At 63.8% G+C, this 22095-nt stretch carries 23 protein-coding genes, 1 other RNA gene and 1 riboswitch; of the genes, 10 read left to right on the plus strand and 14 right to left on the minus strand.

Annotated features, from left to right (window positions below):
* The first annotated feature begins 44 nt into the window (after window positions 1–44).
* Window positions 45–944: a prolipoprotein diacylglyceryl transferase gene (gene lgt / locus H281_RS0100670; protein ID WP_020065160.1), complete on the plus strand. Its 900-nt coding sequence runs from the start codon at window positions 45–47 to the stop codon at window positions 942–944.
* Between the two features lie 88 nt (window positions 945–1032).
* Here the strand turns inward: lgt and H281_RS0100675 are convergent, their stop codons facing one another.
* The 5 genes from H281_RS0100675 to H281_RS0100690 all read right to left on the minus strand — a co-directional run bounded on the left by H281_RS0100675 (window position 1033) and on the right by H281_RS0100690 (window position 3517).
* Entirely contained in the window at window positions 1033–1761 is a 729-nt protein-coding gene (locus H281_RS0100675; RefSeq protein WP_020065161.1) for an SIMPL domain-containing protein, read from the minus strand.
* A 203-nt stretch (window positions 1762–1964) separates the two neighbouring features.
* Window positions 1965–2423, minus strand: a complete 459-nt coding sequence (locus H281_RS0100680) for an EVE domain-containing protein (protein WP_027804175.1) — start codon at window positions 2421–2423, stop codon at window positions 1965–1967.
* Between the two features lie 82 nt (window positions 2424–2505).
* Window positions 2506–2687, minus strand: a non-coding RNA gene (ssrS, locus tag H281_RS35715) — 6S RNA.
* A 162-nt stretch (window positions 2688–2849) separates the two neighbouring features.
* A complete protein-coding gene (locus H281_RS0100685; protein ID WP_020065163.1) occupies window positions 2850–3164 on the minus strand; it encodes a cell division protein ZapA in 315 nt (104 codons plus the stop codon).
* Window positions 3161–3517 (minus strand): ATPase, encoded by a 357-nt coding sequence (locus tag H281_RS0100690; RefSeq protein ID WP_020065164.1) that lies wholly within the window; start codon window positions 3515–3517, stop codon window positions 3161–3163. Before H281_RS0100690 ends, H281_RS0100685 begins: the two co-directional genes overlap by 4 nt.
* A 217-nt stretch (window positions 3518–3734) precedes the next feature.
* Window positions 3735–4015: riboswitch (cobalamin riboswitch) on the plus strand.
* A 92-nt stretch (window positions 4016–4107) separates the two neighbouring features.
* On the opposite strand from H281_RS0100690, the gene H281_RS0100695 reads away from it, so the two are divergent.
* The 6 genes from H281_RS0100695 to cobC are packed head-to-tail and all read left to right on the plus strand — an operon-like array spanning window position 4108 to window position 10461.
* Window positions 4108–6033, plus strand: coding sequence for a TonB-dependent receptor domain-containing protein (locus H281_RS0100695; protein WP_020065165.1), 1926 nt, complete (start codon window positions 4108–4110; stop codon window positions 6031–6033).
* A 27-nt stretch (window positions 6034–6060) separates the two neighbouring features.
* The gene (locus H281_RS0100700; protein ID WP_020065166.1) at window positions 6061–7119 is read left to right on the plus strand and encodes a FecCD family ABC transporter permease; all 1059 of its coding nucleotides are present in this window, start codon (window positions 6061–6063) and stop codon (window positions 7117–7119) included.
* Window positions 7116–7955 carry an ABC transporter ATP-binding protein gene (locus H281_RS0100705; RefSeq protein ID WP_020065167.1) on the plus strand — a complete coding sequence of 280 codons (840 nt, stop codon included), beginning with the start codon at window positions 7116–7118 and terminating at the stop codon, window positions 7953–7955. Before H281_RS0100700 ends, H281_RS0100705 begins: the two co-directional genes overlap by 4 nt.
* Before the next feature lie 37 nt (window positions 7956–7992).
* Window positions 7993–9054, plus strand: a complete 1062-nt coding sequence (gene cobT, locus H281_RS0100710; RefSeq protein ID WP_020065168.1) for a nicotinate-nucleotide--dimethylbenzimidazole phosphoribosyltransferase — start codon at window positions 7993–7995, stop codon at window positions 9052–9054.
* Between the two features lie 46 nt (window positions 9055–9100).
* The gene (locus tag H281_RS0100715; protein ID WP_020065169.1) at window positions 9101–9886 is read left to right on the plus strand and encodes an adenosylcobinamide-GDP ribazoletransferase; all 786 of its coding nucleotides are present in this window, start codon (window positions 9101–9103) and stop codon (window positions 9884–9886) included.
* Window positions 9871–10461, plus strand: a complete 591-nt coding sequence (cobC, locus tag H281_RS0100720) for an alpha-ribazole phosphatase (protein ID WP_027804176.1) — start codon at window positions 9871–9873, stop codon at window positions 10459–10461. Before H281_RS0100715 ends, cobC begins: the two co-directional genes overlap by 16 nt.
* A gap of 45 nt (window positions 10462–10506) precedes the next feature.
* On the opposite strand, the gene H281_RS0100725 is transcribed toward cobC, so the two are convergent.
* The 4 genes from H281_RS0100725 to cobU form a co-directional block, all read right to left on the minus strand.
* Window positions 10507–11427 (minus strand): cobalamin-binding protein, encoded by a 921-nt coding sequence (locus tag H281_RS0100725; RefSeq protein WP_027804177.1) that lies wholly within the window; start codon window positions 11425–11427, stop codon window positions 10507–10509.
* A gap of 90 nt (window positions 11428–11517) precedes the next feature.
* Window positions 11518–12624, minus strand: a complete 1107-nt coding sequence (gene cobD, locus H281_RS0100730; protein ID WP_033379387.1) for a threonine-phosphate decarboxylase CobD — start codon at window positions 12622–12624, stop codon at window positions 11518–11520.
* On the minus strand, window positions 12617–13552 hold the full coding sequence (gene cbiB / locus H281_RS0100735) for an adenosylcobinamide-phosphate synthase CbiB (protein ID WP_020065173.1): 936 nt from the start codon (window positions 13550–13552) through the stop codon (window positions 12617–12619). The genes cobD and cbiB overlap by 8 nt, the downstream gene beginning before the upstream one ends.
* The gene (gene cobU, locus H281_RS0100740) at window positions 13552–14106 is read right to left on the minus strand and encodes a bifunctional adenosylcobinamide kinase/adenosylcobinamide-phosphate guanylyltransferase (protein ID WP_027804178.1); all 555 of its coding nucleotides are present in this window, start codon (window positions 14104–14106) and stop codon (window positions 13552–13554) included. Before cobU ends, cbiB begins: the two co-directional genes overlap by 1 nt.
* Window positions 14107–14249: 143 nt before the next feature.
* Between cobU and H281_RS0100745 the strand changes: the two genes are divergently transcribed.
* Window positions 14250–15710 carry a cobyric acid synthase gene (locus tag H281_RS0100745; RefSeq protein WP_241077838.1) on the plus strand — a complete coding sequence of 487 codons (1461 nt, stop codon included), beginning with the start codon at window positions 14250–14252 and terminating at the stop codon, window positions 15708–15710.
* A 96-nt stretch (window positions 15711–15806) separates the two neighbouring features.
* Here H281_RS0100745 and H281_RS0100750 read toward each other — a convergent pair whose 3' ends face one another.
* Window positions 15807–16226: a PaaI family thioesterase gene (locus H281_RS0100750; protein WP_020065176.1), complete on the minus strand. Its 420-nt coding sequence runs from the start codon at window positions 16224–16226 to the stop codon at window positions 15807–15809.
* 235 nt (window positions 16227–16461) lie between these two features.
* Between H281_RS0100750 and H281_RS0100755 the strand changes: the two genes are divergently transcribed.
* Window positions 16462–17100 (plus strand): ParA family protein, encoded by a 639-nt coding sequence (locus H281_RS0100755; protein ID WP_020065177.1) that lies wholly within the window; start codon window positions 16462–16464, stop codon window positions 17098–17100.
* 237 nt (window positions 17101–17337) lie between these two features.
* Here H281_RS0100755 and panD read toward each other — a convergent pair whose 3' ends face one another.
* The 4 genes from panD to H281_RS0100775 all read right to left on the minus strand — a co-directional run bounded on the left by panD (window position 17338) and on the right by H281_RS0100775 (window position 19859).
* Window positions 17338–17724 (minus strand): aspartate 1-decarboxylase, encoded by a 387-nt coding sequence (gene panD, locus H281_RS0100760; protein WP_008924033.1) that lies wholly within the window; start codon window positions 17722–17724, stop codon window positions 17338–17340.
* A 16-nt stretch (window positions 17725–17740) separates the two neighbouring features.
* Window positions 17741–18574 carry a pantoate--beta-alanine ligase gene (gene panC / locus H281_RS0100765; RefSeq protein ID WP_020065178.1) on the minus strand — a complete coding sequence of 278 codons (834 nt, stop codon included), beginning with the start codon at window positions 18572–18574 and terminating at the stop codon, window positions 17741–17743.
* Between the two features lie 206 nt (window positions 18575–18780).
* Entirely contained in the window at window positions 18781–19656 is an 876-nt protein-coding gene (locus tag H281_RS0100770) for a segregation and condensation protein A (protein ID WP_020065179.1), read from the minus strand.
* A gap of 17 nt (window positions 19657–19673) precedes the next feature.
* Window positions 19674–19859 carry a DUF3460 family protein gene (locus H281_RS0100775; protein ID WP_007175923.1) on the minus strand — a complete coding sequence of 62 codons (186 nt, stop codon included), beginning with the start codon at window positions 19857–19859 and terminating at the stop codon, window positions 19674–19676.
* Window positions 19860–20307: 448 nt separating this feature from the next.
* On the opposite strand from H281_RS0100775, the gene H281_RS0100780 reads away from it, so the two are divergent.
* Window positions 20308–22080, plus strand: coding sequence for an autotransporter assembly complex protein TamA (locus tag H281_RS0100780; RefSeq protein WP_020065181.1), 1773 nt, complete (start codon window positions 20308–20310; stop codon window positions 22078–22080).
* Window positions 22081–22095: the final 15 nt, after the last annotated feature.

The raw sequence follows: 22095 nt of genomic DNA on the forward strand, positions 1-22095 counted from the left end.
CGATACAAACTAGTTTCTGAACCCGAACTGCCCATAACAACACGATGCTCATTCACCCGAATTTCGACCCCGTTGCCATTCATCTGGGGCCGCTCGCCGTGCGCTGGTATGGACTGATGTACCTCGTCGCGTTCATCGCGGCGATCGTCGTCGGCCGGCTGCGGCTGCGTTTGCCGTTCGTCGCGGCGCAAGGCTGGACACCCAAAGATATCGACGACATGCTGTTTTACGGCGTGCTCGGCACGATTCTCGGGGGCCGGCTCGGCTACGTGCTGTTCTATAAAGCGAGCTTTTATTTCGCGCATCCGCTCGACATCTTCAAGGTGTGGGAAGGCGGCATGTCGTTTCACGGCGGCTTCCTCGGCGTGACGCTCGCCATGGTGCTGTTCGCCTATCAGCGCAAACGCTCGTGGCTGCAGGTCACCGACTTCGTCGCGCCGATGGTGCCGACAGGACTGGCGGCAGGGCGTCTCGGCAACTTCATCAACGGTGAGTTGTGGGGGCGCGTGACCGATCCGTCGGCGCCGTGGGCGATGCTCTTTCCAGGCGCCGCGCCCGACGACGCTGCATGGCTCGCCGCGCATCCGCAACTGGCCGCGCAATGGAAGCTGAACGAAGTCTTCGCGCAATATCACATGCTGCCGCGTCACCCGTCAGAGCTGTATGAGATCGCGCTCGAGGGCGTCGCGCTTTTCTTCGTGCTGTTCTTCTTCTCGCGTAAGCCAAGGCCGCTCGGCGCTATTTCGGCGGTGTTCCTGATCGGTTATGGCCTCGCGCGCTTTACGGTCGAATTCGCCCGTGAGCCCGACGACTTCCTGGGCCTGCTCGCCATGGGTCTCTCCATGGGCCAATGGCTTTCGTTGCCGATGATCCTCGTTGGCATTGCGATGCTCGTGTGGTCGTATCGTCGCAGCCCCGGCGAACCGGCGCACGCGCTGCCGTAGCGCGGCACGTTGTGTTCTGAATAAAAAACGCCACGGCATGCCGTGGCGTTTTTTTTGCCGCCGCATGGGGCGGCAGGTGGACCGCGCGTTACTTCATCTGCACCGAGCCCGACACATTCACCGTTACCGTCGACGTGCCGCCTTCAATCGGCACAGGGGCCGACATCTTGGCGTCGACGCCCATGGCGCGCGCGCTCATCATCATGACGGGCCGCGGCATGGCGCCGTTATGTCCGACGTTGACCTCGCGAATCGAATAACCGCTGTAGCCGAACGCCTGCGCGGACGAAGCCGCCTGCTCACGGAACGATTTGATTGCATCGCCAGTCAGCTTTTGTTCAGCGGCGCGTTGCGCCGCGGGCGACAGCGAGAACTGCACATTGCCGACCTGCATGATGGGCGCCATTTGCCCTGCAAGCTTCGACGCCGCGGCGAAGTCGTGCGACTCGAGCACGACCTCCGTGCGGCCGCGCCATGCGGAGATGCGGCCATCGCGATCGGTAGACGGGTAAATCGAGAACGAACCTGTGCGTGCGGTCACGCCACTCACGCCTTTGGCTTTTTGCAGTGCCGAATCGGCACGCTGGTTCAGCGTTGAAGTAAGAGCCGACGGATCGCTCGCTTCCTGCTCGTAAAAGAGCGTGATTTCGACGACGTCTTGAGGCACTTCCGCGCTGGCCTGCGCGTTCAGCGACAGCACGCCGGCCGGTTGATAGGGCGCGACGCTCTGCGCGCGTGCCATAGCGGGCGTGAGCACGAGGGCTGCAGGCGCGGCGCAGACGAGCGCGAAAGCGAGTGCACGTGCGGTGTTTTTCATCTGTGTGGAACTCCTTGCTTGAACAGGATTGCGCACGATCCGGCCGGCGCGATGCAACGGCACGGCGCTGTGTGCGCCGTTGGTAGTCCGTTTGCAAGTGCGTTAGGCGCTTGTAACCTGAGCTTGGTTCCCCAATTTAACCGTGCGATGAGCAGCGGTGAGTGACATCGTTCGTGGCGCCGTTGCAGCAAGCACCAGCGAACTTAGGCGAGTCGCTTCGTGATGAAGCGCCACTCGGCTTCGGTGACCGGCGTGATGGACAGACGGTTGCCTCTCGCCAGCACTCGCATGTCTTTCAGCTCGTCGTGCTCGCGCAATGCGGCGAGCGGAATCAACGGAATCTTCTTCTTGAAGACCACGTCGACGAGCAGCCAGCGCGGCGTTTCCTGCGACGACTTAGGATCGTAGTAAGGACTCTTCTTGTCGAACTGAGTCGGGTCCGGGTAAGCGGTAGACGCTACCTCGGCGATCCCGGCGATGCCAGGCTCGGGACAACTCGAGTGATAGAACAGCACGCCGTCGCCGACCTGCATCGCGTCGCGCATGAAGTTGCGCGCCTGATAGTTGCGCACGCCGGTCCACGGCAACGTGCGGTGCGGTGCGTTGGCAAGATGGTCGATGCTTGCTTCGTCCGGTTCGGACTTCATTAGCCAGTAGCGCATGAATCGAAGGGAACGTTAAGGTTGGAAAAGCCGGAGCCCAAACAAAAACGGCACCGGACAGTAGTCCGATGCCGTTCCAAATAAGGTCCCCGCCTTGGCCGCTAGGCCGGCATCCTGAACCGGGGGTTCAGAATTGGTCGCAGTTAGCAGCACTTCGGGTACATCAGACAGAGTGACGCGCACGCCCGTGCTACAAATTTCCGCAACCGTGCACATGGCATTGGTTCAAGGAATATATGACCTTGGCGAACCAGGCAGGGAAGCTAAACCGATGAAGCTAAAACCATTCAGGTGAAACGTTTGCCGAGTGTGCTCGTGCATGCTCTCACGCGCTTTGCTCAGCTGCTACGTGTGCCACCTGGTTGAATCTGCAGCCGACCCGAAGACCGGCCACTTCTACTTCCAGACACGTTGCAAACTTGCTGCTTACTGCATGGTGTACTGCTCGATCACAGTACCCAGTTGTTCGTTCATTTGATGCATTGTACGCCTGATTTCTTCAGCGGGAAATGCTTCTCCGTGACGCACGCTCGATTGCAGCTTAAGCAGTTCCGATGCCAGCGACAGCGCGGCCATGACAGCAATACGATCCGTGCCGCGCACGTTACTGTTATTGCGGATCTTCGACATTTCGGCGTCGACTCGTGCGACTGCTTCAAGCAGCGCGCCTTCCGTTTCCGGCGAGCAGGCGAGACGATAGGGCACGCCGAGAATCGATACTTCGATCTGCTTGGTGGTCATGCATTTTCTCCATGGCGAGTGGCGTCGCTCTCCGCTTCGACTTCATGCTGAGCGGGCTCGAGCAGATCGAGCTGGTTGTCCGGCTCGTTGTGCCCGCGAGCGCGCGGCAATTTTTCGAGGATCGCATTGAGCCGCACTTGAGCGTCGTCGATCTTGGCCGACAGCGCGTCGCACTCCGCTTGCAGTGCATCGCGTTCCTCGCGAACCATGGCAAGTTCCGTGCGCGTGGCTTCTGCCTCGGCGCGCGACTGGGCGAGCTGCTCTTCAAGCGCAACGCGCGCTTCGTTGTGGCGCTGGCTGATCGCTATCAGCTTGCCGATATTCTGTGAGAGTGTTTCGAGTTCGGTGAGCATGTGCTGCGTCCTCTAAAGACCTCGCATTTTAGCGCGGAATGCCGCACGTTCCGACATTTGTCTCGTTTCGAGACGTAACAACACCGCTTTATGCAGGCTTTTTTCGACTGAAGATGAAAAAGTACTCGTGTGTCACAGATCGCGTCGGACAATACTCTGCTCCTGTCCGAATCATCGCTGTCGTGACCCGCATTCTTGACTGGCCCCGAGGCCGCTCATACACTGGCCGCACTCTGGTGCCCGCGCGCGCAATTCATTGCGCGTGCAGTTAAACGGGAAGCAGGGCGCGCCGTTCACCTGAACGCGCGAACCTGCGCTGCCCCCGCAACGGTAAGCGACCGCATTCGCTTTGCACTTCGTGCTTTGCAGTTCGCGTTTGCAGTTCGATCCCCATCGCGTGTTCCAGTTCAACATGCGAGTGTGCCACTGCGCGTCACGCGTGGGAAGGCGGGATCGAGCGTCGTCAGCCCGGATACCGGCCAGAGGGAGAGGCGCGCGCCCGCGAAATGAAGTCAAAAGCGCTCGCGCCTCGTTACGCGACGGCCTGCGGGGAAGCGGGCCGCGCACGCCATCCACGGGAAACTTCACTCATGCTGTCCCCTATCGCCCGCGCGGCGCTGCTCGCATTTGCAGGGCTGCCGCAGCTCGCGCATGCGCAAGCCGCCGACAGTTCGCCTGCGCCGTCGGTTGCAGTCGCACCGGTCGCGCCTGTTGCTACGAGCGCTGTATCCGTCGCTATCGCCGAATCATCACCTGCTGTTTTGTCGCCCGTCGTCGTCACCGCCGAGCGCGGACCTCAAGCGCTCGCCGACACGATTCCGCAAACGTCGCTATTCGATCAGCAGGACATTGCCGACACCACCGCAACCGATCTGCCGGGTCTGCTGCAACTCGCGCCCGGCGCGCAAATCTCGCGCACAGGTGGCCCCGGTTCGACAGCAAGCCTGTATCTGCGCGGCGCGTCGTCGACGCAATCGCTGATTCTCATTGACGGTGTGCGCGTCGATTCCGTGAGTCTCGGCACCGCGCAAATCGCGCAGATTCCGCTCGATCAGGTCGACCACGTCGAAGTAGTGAATGGCAACGTGTCGGCCTTGTATGGCTCGGGCGCGATCGGAGGCGTGGTTCAGGTGTTCACGAAAGACGGCGGCGATCATCCGCCGCGTTTCAATTTTTCCGTGGGCTACGGCAGCTACCACACGCAGACGCAACAGGTGGGCGCGAACGGCGCGTTGGATAAGGACGGCCGCACGACCTTCAACATCTCGCTCGCGCGTTCGAAAGACGACGGTTTTTCCGCGCTCAATCCTCGTGAGGCGCCGAATGCGAACCCCAATGCGAACGGCTATCTGAACGAGAGCATCTCCGCTTCGCTGCGCCATAAGTTCACCGACAACTGGGACGCGGGCGTCCGCTATCTGCAGTCGAACGGCAACAACAGCTACGACAATGCGTACGGCGAGCCGACCGATCTGAACAATCTGTACACGAAAGTGCGTCAGTTGTCCGCCTTCGCTAACGGCAAGCTAACGGACTGGTGGACCACGCACTTCATCGTTGCGCAAGGCGACGACCGCAGCGTGTCGAACACCAACGGTCTGTATAACGGCCGCTTCGACACCGACAATCGACAGTACACCTGGCAAAGCGATTTCGCGCTGGCCGCGCAGCAGAAACTGCAGGTCGGCTACGAGCATCTGGACCAGAGTCTCGACTCCGATACATTTGCCGCGCCCACTCGTCATGTCGACTCGGGCTTCGCCGGTTATACGGCACGCTTCGGGCGCAACCAGATACAGGCTAACCTGCGGCGCGACCAGTACTCCGATTTCGGCGGAGCGAACAGTTACTATCTCGGCTATGGCTTCGACATCACGTCGCGCTGGAAGCTAAGCGCAAGCTATTCCTGTTCGTTTCGCGCACCGAGCTTCGACGATCTGTACTATCCGCTGAGCGGTAATCCGTCCATTCAGCCGGAGCGCAGTCATTCGATCGAAGCAGCGTTGCAGTACGCATCCAATGCGCTCGGTGTGATGCGTTTGAGTGCTTTCCAGACGCGTTATTCGAATCTGATCGACTATGAACAGGTGACGCCGGGGATCTATCTGGCCGAAAACGTGGGCCATGCAAAAGTGCAAGGACTCGAAGGATCGTGGAGCGGACGTGTAGGCAAGACCGATGTGCGCGCGTCGGTGACGCTGCAAAATCCGGTCGACCTCGACAACGATACCGACCTCGTGCGGCGAGCGCGGCGTTTCGCGTCGCTGACGGTGAATCGCAGTATTGCAGGATGGCGCGTGGGCGGTGAGTGGATCGTGAGCGGTCCGCGCGAAGACAGCAGCGGCAAGCTCGGCGGCTACGGTGTCGTCAACCTGGCAGCGCGCTACAACGTCACGAAGGCATGGTACGTGGCCGCGCAAATCCAGAATGTGTTCAACAAGGACTATGAAACGGCCTACTCGTATAACTCGCCGCGGCGCGGTGCCTATGTCACGGTCGGCTGGCAGCAGCAGTGATGCCAGCGCCGTGCTGGGAACGCGCCGATGAGCCGTCATGAAGGTTCGATGCCCGCAACGCTTCACGCGATGACTGCGAAGCGCGCCGCCGCGATCTGGCTCGTGCTTGCTCTCGCCGCGCTTGCCGTATTGATGGCGTCGCTCGCATTGGGCAGTGTGTCGCTCGCGCCCGCGCGCGTGATCGAGGCGCTCTCGCCGCTGCATGCGGGCGCGTCTGACGCGAACTCTGCCGATCTCGCCGGCGAGATCGTGCGCACGCTGCGTTTGCCTCGCGCGCTGGCCGGTTTTGCTTGCGGCGCATTGCTCGCATTGGCTGGCGCGCTGCTGCAGGTGTTGTTGCGCAATCCGCTCGCTGAGCCCTATGTATTAGGCGTATCGGGCGGCGCCGCAACGTTCGCGCTCGTCGCAATGATCGCCGGTTGCGCGTGGTGGCTCGTCGATGCGTCGGCATTCGCGGGCGCATTCGTGTCCATTCTTCTCGTGCTCGGCCTTGCACGTCGCGAGTTGTGGCGCGGCGAACCGCAGGACACGTCGCCGCGCCTGCTTCTGACTGGCGCCGTCATCGCGGCAGGCTGGGGCGCGCTGATTACCTTGCTGCTCAATCTTGCGCCGGACAATCGTTTGCGCGGCATGTTGTTCTGGCTGACCGGCGACCTCAATGGCAACGCGCTGCCGTGGACCGCGCTCGTCGCGCTGGTCGTCGTGCTGATTGCCATCGTGCCCGTTGCGCCGCGTCTGAATGTGCTGTTGCGAGGCGACGCCGCCGCGCAGGCGTTGGGCGTTGCGGTCATGCCTTTGCGGCTGCGCGTGTATCTTGCGGCCTCGCTCGCCGCCGCAGCGGCTGTGACGACGGCAGGCACCATCGGCTTTGTCGGGCTCGTGGTGCCGCATATGTTGCGGCTCGCGTTCGGCAACGATCAACGTATGCTGCTGCCCGCCGCGGCTCTCGGCGGCGGGGTGGCGGTAATGGGCGCCGATCTGATCGCGCGCCTTGTGATCGCGCCGGCGCAACTGCCGGTCGGCGTGATCACGTCGATCATCGGCGTACCGGTGTTTCTCTGGATGCTGCTCCGTGCCCGCCGATGATGCCCACTAACAACCTCGCGCAGCCCACGCTCAGCGCGCAACGCGTGAGCTTGCGTGCGGGCGAGCGCACGTTGCTCGACGCGTTCACACATACGTTTTATCCGGGCGAGATCTGGTGCGTGGCCGGGCCGAACGGTGCCGGCAAGACGACACTCTTATCCACGCTCGCGGGTTTGCGTGAACCCTCGGCTGGCCACGTGGAACTCGACGGTGTGCGTATGTCCGCCTGGCACACGCGGCAACTCGCGCAGCGCCGCGCGTTGATGCCGCAAAGCCAGCCCGACGCATTCAGCGCGAGCGTGCTCGACATCGTGATGCTGAACCGCTTTCCGCATTTGACCGGCTGGGGTTGGGAGGGCGAGGGTGACCGCGAGGCCGCGCGTGCCGCGCTGGACTTGCTGGGGCTCACCGCATTAGCCGCACGAGACGTGCTGTCGCTTTCCGGCGGCGAACGTCAGCGCGTGGCGCTCGCAGCGGTGCTGTGTCAGCAAGCGCCGCTCCTTCTGCTCGACGAACCTTTATCGCATCTGGACTTGCATCATCAGATCGAGTGCCTGGAAGCGCTCAGCGAATGGACGCGTGAGTCGACGCGGACCCTGCTGTTTTCCTGTCACGACCTGAACCTCGCGCGCCGGTTCGCGACGCACGCGCTGCTGCTCGACGGTGCGGGCGCCGCCTACGCGGGGCGTGTGCACGAGGTACTGACGCCCGCGTTGACGAGCCGCGTATTCGGCTATCCGTTGATCCTGATTCGCGACGGCGAGCACGAGGCGCTCATTCCTGCGCCGCGCTCGCGTCACGAATCTGCTTCGAACCATGACACGTCGTCAAGCTAACGCTCAGAACCAAACATCTTTTATCTTCACGAAACCCATGACCTCTTCGCCACGCTTGTCCGGATTGCCCCAGGTAGAACCGCTCGAACAGACGTTAGGCAGCGAGCTTCAGCACGTCATCGACACGAAGACGAAGCCGCCCGGCAGTCTCGGCCGGCTCGAAACGCTCGCGCGTCAGATGGGCCTGATTCAGCGCACTACGCATCCGGCTGTCCAGCGCCCCGCGCTGATCGTGTTCGCGGGCGACCACGGCATTGCGGCCGAAGGCGTCAGCCCCTATCCGCAAGCGGTGACCGCGCAGATGGTCGCGAATTTTCTCGCGGGCGGCGCGGCAGTCAATGCATTGAGCCGCGTCGCGGGCATCGAGCTCGAAGTGGTCAATGCGGGTATCGCGACGCCGTTGCCGCACACCGATGGCCTTGTCGATATTCCGGTCGGCGCGGGCACGCGCAACTTTGCGCACGAACCTGCGATGACGCACGAGCAGGCGCTCTCCGCGATGCAAGCCGGCGCCGCGCGCGTGCGGCATCACGCAGCGCTTGGCAGCAACGTGATCGGCTTCGGCGAAATGGGCATTGCCAACACATCGGCGGCGGCGTGCCTGATGAGCCGCATCTGCGGCGTGCCGATCGACGAATGCGTGGGCCGCGGCACCGGTCTGGACGACGCCGGGCTCGCTAAAAAGCGCCGCGTGCTTGCAGCGGCGCTTGCGCATCACGACACATCCACGGCTCCGCTCGATGTGCTCGCAACCTTCGGCGGCTTCGAAATCGCGATGATGGCCGGCGCCTATCTTGCCGCCGCGCAAGCGCGCATGACGATTCTGGTCGACGGCTTCATCGCCAGTTCAGCGCTGTTGATCGCGGACGCAATTGCGCCCGACGTGCGTGAATATTGCGTGTTCGCGCACGCGTCGAACGAGGCAGGACATCGGCGCATGCTCGACTATTTCGGTGCACAGCCGCTGCTATCGCTCGACATGCGGCTCGGCGAAGGCACCGGTGCGGCGCTTGCGGTGCCGTTGCTGCGTGCGGCATGCGCGTTCATCAACGAGATGGCGAGCTTCGAATCGGCCGGTGTAGCGAACCGCGAAGCGTGAACCGCGCCGCACTTCGCTTTTCAGTCAACGAGCACGCAAGCCATATATGAAACCGCTGGCCGAATTGCGCTACTTTTTCACGGCGCTGGGTTACTTCACACGTGTACCCGTGCCGCGCTGGGTCGGCTATGAACCGCACTATCTGAACGCGGCGGCGCGTTATTTTCCGCTCGTCGGCGTGCTGGTCGGCGGCATCAGCGCGCTTGTCTATCTCGCGGCGCTGCGTGTCTTTCCGGCGGGGGTTGCGGTGTTGTTGTCGATGGCGTCGTCGCTATTGATAACGGGCGCGTTCCACGAGGACGGCCTCGCCGATTGCGTCGATGCGTTCGGTGGCGCCTATACGCGCGACGATGCATTACGCATCATGCACGATTCGCGCATTGGCGCTTTTGGTGCGATTGCGCTTGTCGTCGCGCTTGTTCTCAAGTGGCAGACGCTCGCTTCGTTGCCGCCGCTGCGCGCCGCAAGTCTGATGGTTGCGGCTCATGCGGCGAGCCGCGCCTGTGCGATCAGCTATCTCTGCACGCTCGACTATGTGCGTGCCGAGGGCAAAGCGAAGCCGGTCGCGCAGCGCCTGAGCGGCACAGCACTGTTATGCGCCGCCGCATTCGGATTGCCGTGGCTGTTGTGGCCGGACGGACCTCGCGGATGGCTCGCGGCCGACTGGCGGTTCGCGGGCTCGGCGCTCGCGATGCTGGTCGCGTTGCGGTTCACCATGGGCCGCTATTTCGTGAAGCGCATTGGCGGCTACACCGGCGATTGTCTCGGCTTTGCGCAACAGATCTTTGAACTGGGCATCTATCTCCTAGGGCTCGCATGGATATCGTCATGATTCGCCATCCCGCCGTCGCACTCGACGCGGGCGTTTGCTATGGCCACAGCGATGTGGCGCTCGCCGAGGCGGCCGACGTGTCGTCCGCGGCACTTGCTTTAAGACTCGCAAGCTTGCAGGTGCCGGCGCCACGTGTCGTGATGTCGAGCCCGCTGACGCGCTGCTCGGCGCTCGCCGTCGAACTGGCGAACGACTTCGGCTGCGTGCTCAGCCATGACGATCGCCTGAAGGAAATGGATTTCGGCGATTGGGAAGAGCAGCGCTGGGACGCGATCGATCGCGAACTGCTCGACGACTGGGCGTCCAACTTCGAACATGCACGCGCGCATGGCGGCGAGAGCGTCGCGCAGTTCGTCATGCGGGTGCGCGCATGGTTCGACGCGTACGCGCAGACGCGCGAGCTGTCGCCGGCGTATGTGGTCACGCATGCGGGCGTGATGCGCGCGATTGCGTCGTTGGCGCTCGACGTGCCGCTCGAACGTTGCTTGCGATGGTCGCTGGAGACCGCCAACATCGTCTGGCTGCGCCGCGGCGACGAGAGCCAACAGTGGTCGCTCGTGAAGTGGAACGCGTGAGCCTGAAGGCGCATCAGGCTCAGGCGTTAATGCACGTTAAGCTCGTTATTGCGCGTTTTGCCTGACGCGCGAGCGAGCGAGATCCAGGTCCTCGCACATCTGCTTCGCCCCTAGCGCGATGCGCGGCGCGGGGCGGTTGATGAGATCGCCGTCGATCGAGAACAGATTGTTATTCGCCACCGCCGACAGACGCGGCCACGCGCGCCACGCGCCGAGTTGAGGCAAGGCCGTGTCGGGCTTCGTCGCACCGGGCGCTGCCGTGACGATTGCCTGCGGATTTGCCGCGAGCACGGCTTCGGTCGAAACGGTGGGCACGAGCGGTTGCAGTTTCGCGAACACGTTGCGTCCGCCGCATAGCTCGATAACGTCGCTGACCATATGCTCGCCGTTGAGCGTCATCAACGGTTGATCCCACACCTGATAAAACACGCTAACGGCTGGCCGGTCGGCGTACTGCGCGCGCAGGCGCGCAATGTCCCGACGATATGCGGCGGCGGCTGCATCCGCGGTAGGCGAGGTGCCGAGCAATTCGCCGAGCTTCGTCAACGAGACGGCGACATCGTCGAGATGATGCGGCTCGCTGAAGAACAGCGGTATGTGCAATTCGCGCAGACGATCCAGCTGGCGCTGTGCGTTACCGTGCCGCCACACCACGATAAGGTCGGGCTTCAACGCGACGATGCGTTCGAGATCGAGCGACTTGTTGTCGCCCACGCGAGGCAGTTGCTGCGCCTGTGGCGGATAGTCGCTGTACGACACGGCACCTACTGTCTTCGCGCCGCCGCCGGCCGCGTAGAGCAGTTCGGTGACATGCGGCGCGAGGCTGATTACGCGTTGCGCGGGTGCGGGCAGCGTGAGCACGGCGCCCGTGTCGTCGGTCACGGCGATGCCCGCTTGCGCGCGCAACGCGATGGCGAGCAGCATGACGGCGAGAGCGGGGCGGAGCGATCGTGCAGACAAATTCATTGGGTCGAACGTCGAGTTTTACGTTGGGTGGATCGGTGCGCTGCCCTGCATTGCAATGCGATGTGGGCAGGGTTTGCGCTCGTCAACGGGTCAGGCCGGTCGCGTTGCGTGAATCGTTTCGACTGCCGCGCGCAAGGTGTGGGCGAGACGCGTCCATTCGTCTTCGCTCGCGGGCAAACCGAAACGCACGCTGCCTGACGATGCGAAAAGCCGCGTCCACACGCCGCGCGTGGCCAATGCCTCGTGCAGGGCTGCGGCACGTGGATCGTCGGTCCAGGCGAAGAGCGGCGTGCTGCGCGTACGAATGCCATGAACTTGCAGCAGATCGACGAGGCGCGCGCTGTCCGCTTCGAGCCGTGTGCGCATCTGCTGTTGCCAGGCGTGGTCCAACAGCGCCGCCCTCACGGCATGACGCGCGGGACCGCTGACGGTCCACGCGCCGAGCACGCGGCGCAAGCTGTCGAGCAGCGCGGGCGCGGCAAGCACGAAACCGGCGCGCACGCCCGCAAGTCCAAAGAACTTCCCCGGCGAACGCAACACGATCAGACCGTCGCGATCCGTAAAGGCCGCTAGCGAAGCATCGGGCATCGTATCCGCGAAGGCTTCGTCGACGAGCAGCGTGCCGCCGCGCGCGCTCAATTGCGCGTGCCAGGCGAGCAGCTTCGAAGCGCTCAGATGCCCGGCGGTCGGATTATTCGGATTCACGACCGCCACATGCGTGAGCGAATCGGGCAGTACATCCCACGAGACATCGAGCGGCACGACGCGATGCCCGGCCCGCTGGAACGCAGGCGCATATTCGCTGTAGGTGAGCGGCGCGACGCCGGCTACCGCGCGCGGCAGCAACGCCGGCAACGTGCGAATCGCCGCCTGGCTCCCCGCTACCGACAACACATGCGCCGCGTCCGGCGCGCCGTAGTAGCGCGCGGCGCACTCGGCGAGGTCGTCGCCTTCATCGGGCAGGCGGCGCCAGGCGTCGGCGGGAACGGGCGGCACCGGATAGCCGTGCGGATTGATTCCCGTCGACAGATCGAGCCACTCCGGGTACGGAATGCGATAGCGCTCAGCCGCTTCGTGCAGATTGCCGCCGTGCACGATCGTTGCACCGGGTGACGCGCACGCAGCCGGCGCTTCACCAGCGTGCCCAGGCTCGTCGATATGTTGAAGCGAGCGCCGCTCGTCCATTCGTTCAGACATGCAAGGGCACGCTCAGCAAGGCCAGCACGATCAGCACCGCGAGCCACAAAATCACCGTACGCTCGACCAGCATGAGCGCGGCCGTAATGTGAGCGGCCTTCGCGGGATGCCCGAAGCCGAGCGTGGGCCGATGTTCGAGCGCACCGTTATAGACCGCGGGACCGCCGATCAGCACGTTCAGACTGCCAGCGCCCGAGGCCATGACCGGCCCCGCGTTCGGACTGTCCCAACGCGGCGCCTGTTCGCGCCAGCAACGCCACGCGGTCCGCGTGTCGCCGAGCAGCGCATAGCTCGCGGCGGTGAGGCGTGCGGGAATCCAGTTGAGCACGTCGTCCAGTCGCGCGGCCGCCCAGCCGAAGCGCAGATAGCGCGGGGTGCGGTAACCCCACATCGCGTCGAGGGTGTTGGCGAGGCGAAATCCGAGCGCGCCCGGACCGCCCGCGATCGCGAACCAGAAGAGCGCGCCGAAGATCGCGTCATTGCCGTTTTCGAGTGCGGATTCGACGGCGGCGCGGGAAAGTGCGGCTTCGTCGGCATTGGCCGTTTCGCGCGAGACGATCCGCGCCGTCAGCAGGCGTGCTTCCGCGAGATCGCGATGCGCGAGCGCCCGCGCGATGGGCTCGATATGGTCGTGCAGGCTGCGGGCCCCGAGCGCGAACCACAGCAAGGCAACGTGCACTGCGCAGGCGGCGAAAAACGGCAGCACGGCGACGAGCCACCACGCCACCAGCACCGGCGGCAGCACGGCAAGCGACCATGCGAGCAGCCCCTTGAGCCGCAAGCGCCGTCCGCGGTTGTAATGCGCTTCGAAACGCGCCGCCCATTTGCCGAAAGCCACCAGCGGATGCGCGCCGCGCGGTTCGCCGAACCAGCGGTCGACGGCCACGCCCGCGGTCGCGAGTGTCACGACAAGAGGAAGCGAGAGCATCACGCGCCGCCCGTGGTTTTGAGCGCGAGCGGCAGGCCCGCGACCATCATGGTGGCCTGCGTGGACAGCGCCGCGACGCGCTGATTCAGGCGCCCGAGTTCGTCGACATAAAGACGCGTTGCCGCGCCGAGCGGTACTACGCCGAGGCCGATTTCGTTGCTCACCGCGATGATCTTGCCGCGAGTGCCGGCAAGCGCGGCTTCCAGTTCTTCAATGCGGGCGCGATATTGATCGGGCGGCAGGCCTTCGCCATCGGCGGGACATAACAGGTTCGCGAGCCATAGTGTCAGGCAGTCGATCAGCGTGCAATGCCCCGGCGCGTCGGCTTGAGCGATGGCGGCGGCGAGATCGACGTCTGCTTCGAGCAAATGCCAGTGTGCGGGGCGCCGCGCACGATGATGCGCGATGCGCGCGGTGAATTCGGCGTCGGCGGTCATGCGTGCCGTGGCGATGTAGGTCACGGGCAGCGCGCTTTGGGCGGCAAGCTGCTCGGCGTGCACGCTCTTGCCTGAGCGAGCGCCGCCGAGAACGAAGGTGAGGTCGCGGGAAATCATCGCGTGATTGTACCGGCGTGCAGCGCGGGCCGGCGCGATGGGATAATGCCGCTTCAATCGTCCTTACCTTCGCCGAGTCCGACATTTCAGTGACCATCCATTCGATCTCGCATGACGCCGTACCCGTGCCGCGCGGCACGCTGATGATCCAGGGCACCACGTCCGATGCGGGCAAGAGTACGCTGGTCGCCGGTTTATGCCGGCTCGCGCGGCGCGCCGGTGTCCGGGTCGCGCCGTTCAAGCCGCAGAACATGGCGCTCAACAGCGCAGTGACCGTCGACGGCGGCGAGATCGGGCGCGCTCAGGCGTTGCAGGCGGTGGCCGCCGGCATCGCCGCGCATACCGATCTGAACCCCGTGCTGCTCAAGCCCACGAGCGATCGCGGCGCGCAGGTGATCATCCACGGCAAGGCGCGCATGAATCTCGACGCCCGCGCGTATCACGAGTACAAACCCGTCGCTTTCGAAGCGGTGCTTGCGTCCTACGCGCGGCTGCAAGCGGCGTACGACACGATTTTCGTGGAAGGCGCGGGCAGCCCGGCCGAGATCAATCTGCGCGAGCGCGATATCGCCAACATGGGTTTCGCCGAAGCAGTCGACTGTCCGGTCGTGCTGGTGGCTGACATCGACCGGGGCGGCGTTTTCGCGCATCTGACAGGAACGCTTGCGTGCCTGTCAGCGAGCGAGCAGGCGCGTGTGCGGGGTTTCATCATCAACCGCTTTCGAGGCGATATCGGACTGCTGAAGCCGGGTCTCGCCTGGCTCGAGGCAAAGACCGGCAAGCCGGTGCTCGGGGTCGTCCCGTATCTGCACGGCCTCACGCTCGACGCCGAGGACATGCTGCCGCCCGAACTGCGTGCGGCGCAGCGCGGCGACGCCGCGCGCACGTTGCGTGTGGTCGTGCCGGTGCTGCCGCACATCAGCAACCACACGGATTTCGACGCGCTGCGCGCGCATCCACAGGTCGATTTTCATTACGTGCGAAGCGGCACGCCGCCGCCGCCCGCGGATCTCATCATCCTGCCGGGTTCGAAGAACGTGCGCGGCGATCTGGCGTTTCTGCGTGCGCAGGGCTGGGACGCGGTGCTGCAACGGCACTTGCGCTACGGCGGGCGCGTGATCGGCATATGCGGCGGGATGCAGATGCTCGGGCGCGAGGTTGCCGATCCGCACGGCGTGGAGGGCGCGCCGGGAACGTCGGCGGGCCTTGGCTGGCTCGACTATTCGACAGTGCTGACACGCGACAAGACGTTGAAAAACGTGACCGGCCGCCTCGCGTTGCCGGGCTCACCGGAGGTGGGCGGCTACGAGATTCATATGGGCGAGACGCAAGGACCGGCGCTGGAATCGCCGGCGCTGCGCCTGGGGCTGCCGGGCGAAGCGCGTCCCGACGGTGCGATTTCCGCGGATGGCCAGATCCTCGCGACATACGTGCACGGTCTCTTCGACACACCGGCTGCGTGCGCCGCGCTGTTGGCCTGGGCGGGACTGAGCGACGCAGACGCAATCGACTACCCGGCGTTGCGCGAAGCGTCGCTGGACCGGCTCGCCGACACGCTGGCTGAACACCTGGATCTGGCGAGCTTGATGGCTGCGGTGGCTTGACGGCCGGACTCGCCCGCGTCGCGATCGCGTTCTGCGAAGAACTATCGTGGCGAAGCGGACTTCGCGTGGCGCTGTTGGCGATGTCCCGCGGTCCTATCAATACAGCACGATCTGCGTGCAGCGGAACAGGGCGATCGTCTTGCCGTCGCGACCGGTGACGGTCGCATCCCAAACCTGTGTGCTGCGGCCAAGGTGCACGCCCTTCGCCACCGCGCGGATCGTGCCCTCGGTCGCCGTGCCGAGAAAGTTGCTTTTGAGCTCGACTGTCGTGAAATTACGTGCCGTTTCCGGCAGGTGGGCAAGACACGCATAGCCGCAAGCGGTGTCGGCGAGACCGATTACCGTCGCTGCGTGAAGAAAGCCGTTCGGCGCGAGCAGTTCTTCCCGCACGGTCAATTCCGCAGTCAGTGCGCCCTCGTCCAGCGACAGCACATGCACGCCCAGCAAGCCTGGCAGCTTGCCCTTCTGGCGTTCGTGCAGTCGTTCCACGGTGTATTCCGGCCGGAGTTTGCTCATTGGATTGGCTTCCTGGAAAGGTTAAATCGGCGATGCAAGGCGACCGATTAGCCGTTCGGGGGCTTCGGCCTCGCTGCATTTGTCGATATTATCAACGGCTGGATCGGCGCAAGGACTCGAATCTGTGCAAGTCGGGGCGCCGACATGACAACAGGTACAAACCAAAAGCAGAAGGTTCAGGGCAGAATGCGGCGGACCGGCCGGCGTCGTCCTGGCTTCATTCCCGGGAGTATTCATGACGGTAATCGTGGTGGCGAATCCGAAGGGCGGCGTGGGCAAAAGCACGCTGTCGACCAATCTGGCCGGCTATTTCGCCGCAACCGGCGAGTGGGTGGCGCTCGCCGATCTCGACAAGCAGCAGTCCGCGCATGCGTGGCTGTCGTTGCGGCCGGACACGCTGCCGGCTATCGAAACATGGGAAGTCAACCCCGAGACGCCCGCCAAACCGCCAAAGGGCCTGGAGCACGCGATCATCGACACCCCGGCGGGTTTGCACGGCAATCGCATGAATATCGCGCTGGATCTGGCCGACAAGGTGATCGTGCCGCTGCAGCCGTCGATGTTCGATATTCTGGCTACGCAGGAATTTCTGGAGCGTCTCGCGAAGGAAAAAGCGGTCCGGAAAGGCGCGATCGAGATTGGCGTGGTGGGGATGCGGGTCGATTCGCGCACGCGTTCGGCTGAGCAGTTGCACCGTTTCGTCGAGGGGCTGAAGCTGCCGGTGCTCGGCTACCTGCGCGACACGCAGAACTACGTGCAGCTGGCGGCCCACGGCCTCACTTTGTGGGACGTCGCCAAAAGCCGCGTGGAGAAGGACCTGGAGCAGTGGCAGCCGATCATCGAGTGGACGAATGGCGCCGGTAAGAAGGGGTGAGGGCGGGTCTTTGGGCGAGGCTTGCGCCGGCTTTAAAACGTTAGAACTGACGTGAGCGGACCCGAACTGCCCTGAGCACGGGAGCCAGCCGTAGCGATCAGGCGGAATTCCGCGCCATCAGCGCCCCCACCGCGAGGCAGCCTGTCCGCCCGCTTCGATAGGGCGTGGCGCCGAGCCGGGGGCGGCAACCCCCAGCCAAGCTGAGCTCCGTTACAAAGAACTCAGCGAGCGCGTCGGTCAATTCCAGGCCTGCGTTGGCACGTGATCGCGGCTGCCCTTGATCTTGTTGTTCTCGTCGACGAACACGAGGTCGGGCTTCCAGCCTGCCTTCAACTCCGCTTCGTCGACCACCGCGAAGGCCGCGATGATCACCAGGTCGCCCAGTTGCGCGCGCCGCGCCGCCGAGCCGTTCAACGAAATCATGCCGCTGCCGCGCTCGCCCTTGATCGCATAGGTCGAGAAGCGCTCACCATTGTTGATGTTCCAGATGTCGATCCGTTCGTTTTCGACGATGTTCGCCGCTTCGAGCAGGTCTTCGTCGATCGCGCACGAACCTTCGTAGTGCAGTTCGCAGTGCGTGACCGCGACGCGGTGAATCTTCGACTTCAGCATGTTGCGTTGCATAGTGTTCCAGACGGCTTCAGATTTCGAGGTTGTCGATAAGACGGGTCGCACCGAGCTTGGCGGCGGCCAGCACGACGAGTTCCGCGTTCGCGTCTTGCGAGCCCGGCGGCAGCAGATTCGAGCGCTTGCGCACTGCGATGTAGTCAGGCTGCCAGCCGCGGGCGGTCAGTGACGCCATCGCCGCGCGCTCCAGCGCTGTGAAGTCGCGCTCGCCTGCGAGCACCGCGTCGCGCACGCGATTGAGCTCGGCGGCCAGCATCGGCGCCTCGGTGCGTTCGTCCGGCTGCAAATAGCGGTTGCGCGAGCTGAGCGCAAGACCGTCGGTATCGCGCACCGTCTCAGCCGCGATGATGTCGGTCGGCACCGCGAATTGCTGGCACATGCGACGCACGATCATCAACTGCTGGTAGTCCTTCTTGCCGAACACCGCCACACGCGGCTGAACGCACGACATCAGTTTCATCACGACGGTGCACACGCCCTGGAAAAAGCCCGGCCGGAATTCGCCTTCGAGAATGTCGCCCAGATCGTGCGGCGGGTGTACCCGGTATTCCTGCGGTTCGGGATAAAGGTCACGCTCTGTCGGCGCGAAAAGCACGTACACGTTTTCTTTCTGCAGCTTTTCGATGTCCGCTTCCATCGTGCGCGGATATTTGTCGAAATCCTCGTTCGGCCCGAACTGCAGACGATTGACGAAGATGCTCGCCACCACCGGATCGCCGTGCTGGCGCGCGAGGCGCATCAGCGACAGATGGCCCTCGTGCAGATTGCCCATCGTCGGCACAAAGGCAGTGCGATTCTGGCCGCGCAACTGGTCGCGCAATTCATGGATCGAGCTGATGACTTTCATGATCGGACAGGGATTCCTCGCGCGGCGCGAGACTGGGTTGACGCAAAGGCCTCAGGCGATTGCGCGGCCCGCCGCCTCACTGGTAATGACAGGTTCGGAGCGCGGGATTGTAGTGGATTTGGCCGCCGGACGCACCGAAACGAGGCCTGATCGGCCGTTTTTTGGAGCATGAAGCCCGGCCCGCTGCGCCGCAACCGGTTTTCGCTTCAGGCCGGCAAATAGGCGAGGCGCACGTAGATAGGTGCGAACGGCTCCGCCTGAGTAATTTCGACGAGAGATTCGCGGCACAACTCGAGCATTGCGATGAAGTTGACCACCACGACCGGCACACCCTTGCTGGTGTCGAACAGGTCGGAAAATTCGACGAAGCGCGCGTTCTGCAGTTGCCGCAAGATCGAACTCATATGCTCGCGCACAGACAGTTCTTCACGCGAAATTTTGTGATGCTGGACGAGCTTCGCACGCTTGATCACGTCGGCCCAGGCGGCGCGCAGGTCCTCGCTGTTCACATCGGGAAAGCGCGGCGTGATGCTTTGCTCGATATAGACCTCGGCGCGCAGGAAGTCGCGCCCGAGTTGCGGCAACTGGTCGATGCGCTGCGCGGCGAGCTTCATCTGCTCGTATTCGAGCAGGCGCCGCACCAGTTCCGCGCGCGGGTCTTCGGCTTCCTCGCCACTGTCGGCCTTCTTGACGGGCAGCAGCATGCGCGACTTGATCTCGATCAGCATGGCGGCCATCAGCAGATATTCGGACGCGAGTTCGAGATTGGTCTGGCGCAACTGGTCGACATAGCCGAGGTATTGCACCGTGACATCCGCCATCGGAATGTCGAGTACGTTGAAGTTCTGCTTGCGGATCAGGTACAGCAACAGATCCAGCGGGCCCTCGAACGTTTCGAGGAACACTTCGAGCGCGTCCGGCGGGATATACAGGTCGGTCGGCAGCTTGAAGAGCGGCTCGCCGTACAGGCGTGCGAAAGCAATGCCGTCGACCGTGTCGGGCGTCGAATCGGTGGCGGGCGTGGCTAGCGCGGCGTCGGACGGAGCCGGCGGCGCGCCGTGTGCCTCGTCGGCGGGATTCATTGGTTGCGGGGAGCCGCTCAGAAGTTCTGGTAGTACGAGTAAGGCGTCTGTTCGACGCGCGAAGCTTTCTGCTCGGCGCGCTCTTCCAGGTCGATCGGCTGCTTGTCCCACAGCAAGGCCCGGCCGCGACGTTGCTCGGCTTCCAGGTTGGGCTTCTGCTGCTTGAGCTGGTTCAGGAACTGGGTAATGTCCGATTGATACATGGCTCGACGTCCGTGGTTGGGGCGTGGTTGGGCAAATGGCGGCTTCGCCGCGGTGGTCTTCGCGCGGCTGCCGCTGCTATTTCGCAATTTTAGCGCATGCGCCGCGCGCGGTCGAAAAAGCGAGCCGGCGGTTGACGCATCGTCTGCGAATGCGTCTGGCGCGGATCGCCGGAACCCGCGCGCCGCACCGCGCGTCAAAGGCGGGCGCGTGCGCCTCGTGCCATACCCCGCGCGGGCGTTCGCGGGCGCGTTTAGAGATAGCGCGGCGCCGCCGATGTGGTCAAATAGCGAGCTTCGGCGGCACTGCGCCCGAATGACAAAATTCATCAACCATGGCCGGAGGTCCTGTTTGGCGGGGTGTGCGATCCAACAGCCGCGCGGGCGGCGCAGCAAAGCCGGCGGGGGCCGCGGCGTTACTACGTCAATGCGTACGTCAATGCGTACGCCAATGCCCACGCCAATGCGGCGCTGGCTGCGCGCGTGGCTCTCCCTCGGCATCCTGATGCTGACGCTGGCTGGCGGTCCCGCATACGCGGCGCGCGCGGCGGCGAGCTACAAGGTCGATGTCGAAGCATCGCCGCGCTCGCTGCGCAAGCTGCTGGAAGAACACCTGGACATTGCGCGGTTCGCGAAGCGTCCCGACATCAGCGACGACCAGTTCGAATTTCTGATCACGGCCACGCCCCAGCAGGTGCGCGATCTGGCCGCCACGCAAGGCTACTTCACCCCGATCGTGCGCACGGACGTGCGTACTGTCGAGAAAACCAGGCATGTGACCGTCAACGTCGATCCCGGCCCGCAAACGGTCATTACCTCCATTTCCCTGTCGTTCCGCGGCCCCGTGCTGACCGAGGACCCGGCGCAGGAAAACGCCGCGCGCTTTGCATTTTCGCTGCACGAGGGCGACCCGTTTTCGCAGGCCGGCTGGGACGACGCGAAGAACGCGTCGCTGAAGGCGTTGCAGGCGCGCCGCTATCTGGGCGCGAAGATCTATCACGCCGAGGCGCGCGTCGATCCACGTACGCACGAGGCCACGCTGTCCGTCGCGTATGAAAGTGGACCTACCTTCACGATGGGCAAGCTGGACGTGTCAGGCACACGGCGCTATCCGGAACAGATCGTCGAGAATGTGAATCCGATTTCGGTGGGCGACGTCTACGACGTGCAGCGCATTACCGAATTGCAGCGGCAGTTGCAGAACACGCCGTATTACGCGAGCGTCGCGATCGACGTGGACAGCGATCCGGCAAAGCCGGTCGAAACACCGCTGCATGTGAAGGTATCGGAGTATCCGTACAACAGCATTCGCGGCGGCGTCGGCTATTCGACCGACAACGGCGCGCTGGTGCAGGGCGCGTACTCGTATCTGAATACGTTCGGCAAGGCGTGGCCGTTCACCATCGACGGCCGGGTCGATCAGGTCCAGCAGTACGGCCAGGTTCAACTTGCCATGCCGCCGGGACATCGGGGGTGGACCAATAGTGTGTTGGCGTCCTACACGACCACGGACGTTTCCGACACGCGTATCTACAGCATTCGCGGTGGTGTGCAGCGTACTCGCACGTCGCAGTTCATCGACTACACGTATGCAATCCTGTTCTATCAGGACCGGCTCGACCAGAACGTCGGCGAGCCGACCACGAGCCGCGCGCTGGTGCCGTCGTGGTCGTGGACCCGGCGCAATACCGACGACCCGCTGTTCCCGCGCAAGGGCAACCTGATCCACGTCGAGGCCGGTTTCGCGGTAAAGGGTGTGCTCACCGACCAGACGTTCATCCGCGGCTACGCGCGTGGCCAGCAGTACCTGCCGATCGGCAAGGAAGACCTCATGGTGTTTCGCGCGGAGCTCGGCGGCGTATTCACGAGCGGCAGTTCGAGCGGCATTCCGGCTTCGCTGTTGTTTCGTGCGGGCGGTTCGAACTCGGTGCGCGGCTATTCCTACCAGAGCATTGGTAACAACGTTCAGGGTTCGGTATTGCCGACTAAATATCTGGTTACGGCTTCGGCGGAATACCAGCACTGGTTCACGCACGACTGGGGTGCGGCGGCCTTCTTCGACGTCGGCACAGCAACGGACACCTGGGGCGAGAAAACTTTTTTCCCGGGCGTGGGCGTCGGCGCGCGCTGGCGCAGCCCGGTGGGCCCGGTCAATGTCGACGTGGCATACGGCATCCGCAACAGAAGTGTGCGGCCCTATCTGACGCTCGGTATCGCCTTCTGATGCGCACCTCCTTGT

The organism is Paraburkholderia caledonica, from assembly GCF_000383275.1.
Classification (GTDB): domain Bacteria; phylum Pseudomonadota; class Gammaproteobacteria; order Burkholderiales; family Burkholderiaceae; genus Paraburkholderia; species Paraburkholderia caledonica.

Coding starts and splice junctions, on each gene's coding strand:
- lgt (WP_020065160.1), top strand. CDS start 45: ATGCTCATTCACCCGAATTTCGACCCCGTTGCCATTCATCTGGGGCCG.
- H281_RS0100675 (WP_020065161.1), bottom strand. CDS start 1,761: ATGAAAAACACCGCACGTGCACTCGCTTTCGCGCTCGTCTGCGCCGCG.
- H281_RS0100680 (WP_027804175.1), bottom strand. CDS start 2,423: ATGCGCTACTGGCTAATGAAGTCCGAACCGGACGAAGCAAGCATCGAC.
- H281_RS0100685 (WP_020065163.1), bottom strand. CDS start 3,164: ATGACCACCAAGCAGATCGAAGTATCGATTCTCGGCGTGCCCTATCGT.
- H281_RS0100690 (WP_020065164.1), bottom strand. CDS start 3,517: ATGCTCACCGAACTCGAAACACTCTCACAGAATATCGGCAAGCTGATA.
- H281_RS0100695 (WP_020065165.1), top strand. CDS start 4,108: ATGCTGTCCCCTATCGCCCGCGCGGCGCTGCTCGCATTTGCAGGGCTG.
- H281_RS0100700 (WP_020065166.1), top strand. CDS start 6,061: ATGAGCCGTCATGAAGGTTCGATGCCCGCAACGCTTCACGCGATGACT.
- H281_RS0100705 (WP_020065167.1), top strand. CDS start 7,116: ATGATGCCCACTAACAACCTCGCGCAGCCCACGCTCAGCGCGCAACGC.
- cobT (WP_020065168.1), top strand. CDS start 7,993: ATGACCTCTTCGCCACGCTTGTCCGGATTGCCCCAGGTAGAACCGCTC.
- H281_RS0100715 (WP_020065169.1), top strand. CDS start 9,101: ATGAAACCGCTGGCCGAATTGCGCTACTTTTTCACGGCGCTGGGTTAC.
- cobC (WP_027804176.1), top strand. CDS start 9,871: ATGGATATCGTCATGATTCGCCATCCCGCCGTCGCACTCGACGCGGGC.
- H281_RS0100725 (WP_027804177.1), bottom strand. CDS start 11,427: ATGAATTTGTCTGCACGATCGCTCCGCCCCGCTCTCGCCGTCATGCTG.
- cobD (WP_033379387.1), bottom strand. CDS start 12,624: ATGTCTGAACGAATGGACGAGCGGCGCTCGCTTCAACATATCGACGAG.
- cbiB (WP_020065173.1), bottom strand. CDS start 13,552: ATGCTCTCGCTTCCTCTTGTCGTGACACTCGCGACCGCGGGCGTGGCC.
- cobU (WP_027804178.1), bottom strand. CDS start 14,106: ATGATTTCCCGCGACCTCACCTTCGTTCTCGGCGGCGCTCGCTCAGGC.
- H281_RS0100745 (WP_241077838.1), top strand. CDS start 14,250: ATGATCCAGGGCACCACGTCCGATGCGGGCAAGAGTACGCTGGTCGCC.
- H281_RS0100750 (WP_020065176.1), bottom strand. CDS start 16,226: ATGAGCAAACTCCGGCCGGAATACACCGTGGAACGACTGCACGAACGC.
- H281_RS0100755 (WP_020065177.1), top strand. CDS start 16,462: ATGACGGTAATCGTGGTGGCGAATCCGAAGGGCGGCGTGGGCAAAAGC.
- panD (WP_008924033.1), bottom strand. CDS start 17,724: ATGCAACGCAACATGCTGAAGTCGAAGATTCACCGCGTCGCGGTCACG.
- panC (WP_020065178.1), bottom strand. CDS start 18,574: ATGAAAGTCATCAGCTCGATCCATGAATTGCGCGACCAGTTGCGCGGC.
- H281_RS0100770 (WP_020065179.1), bottom strand. CDS start 19,656: ATGAATCCCGCCGACGAGGCACACGGCGCGCCGCCGGCTCCGTCCGAC.
- H281_RS0100775 (WP_007175923.1), bottom strand. CDS start 19,859: ATGTATCAATCGGACATTACCCAGTTCCTGAACCAGCTCAAGCAGCAG.
- H281_RS0100780 (WP_020065181.1), top strand. CDS start 20,308: ATGCCCACGCCAATGCGGCGCTGGCTGCGCGCGTGGCTCTCCCTCGGC.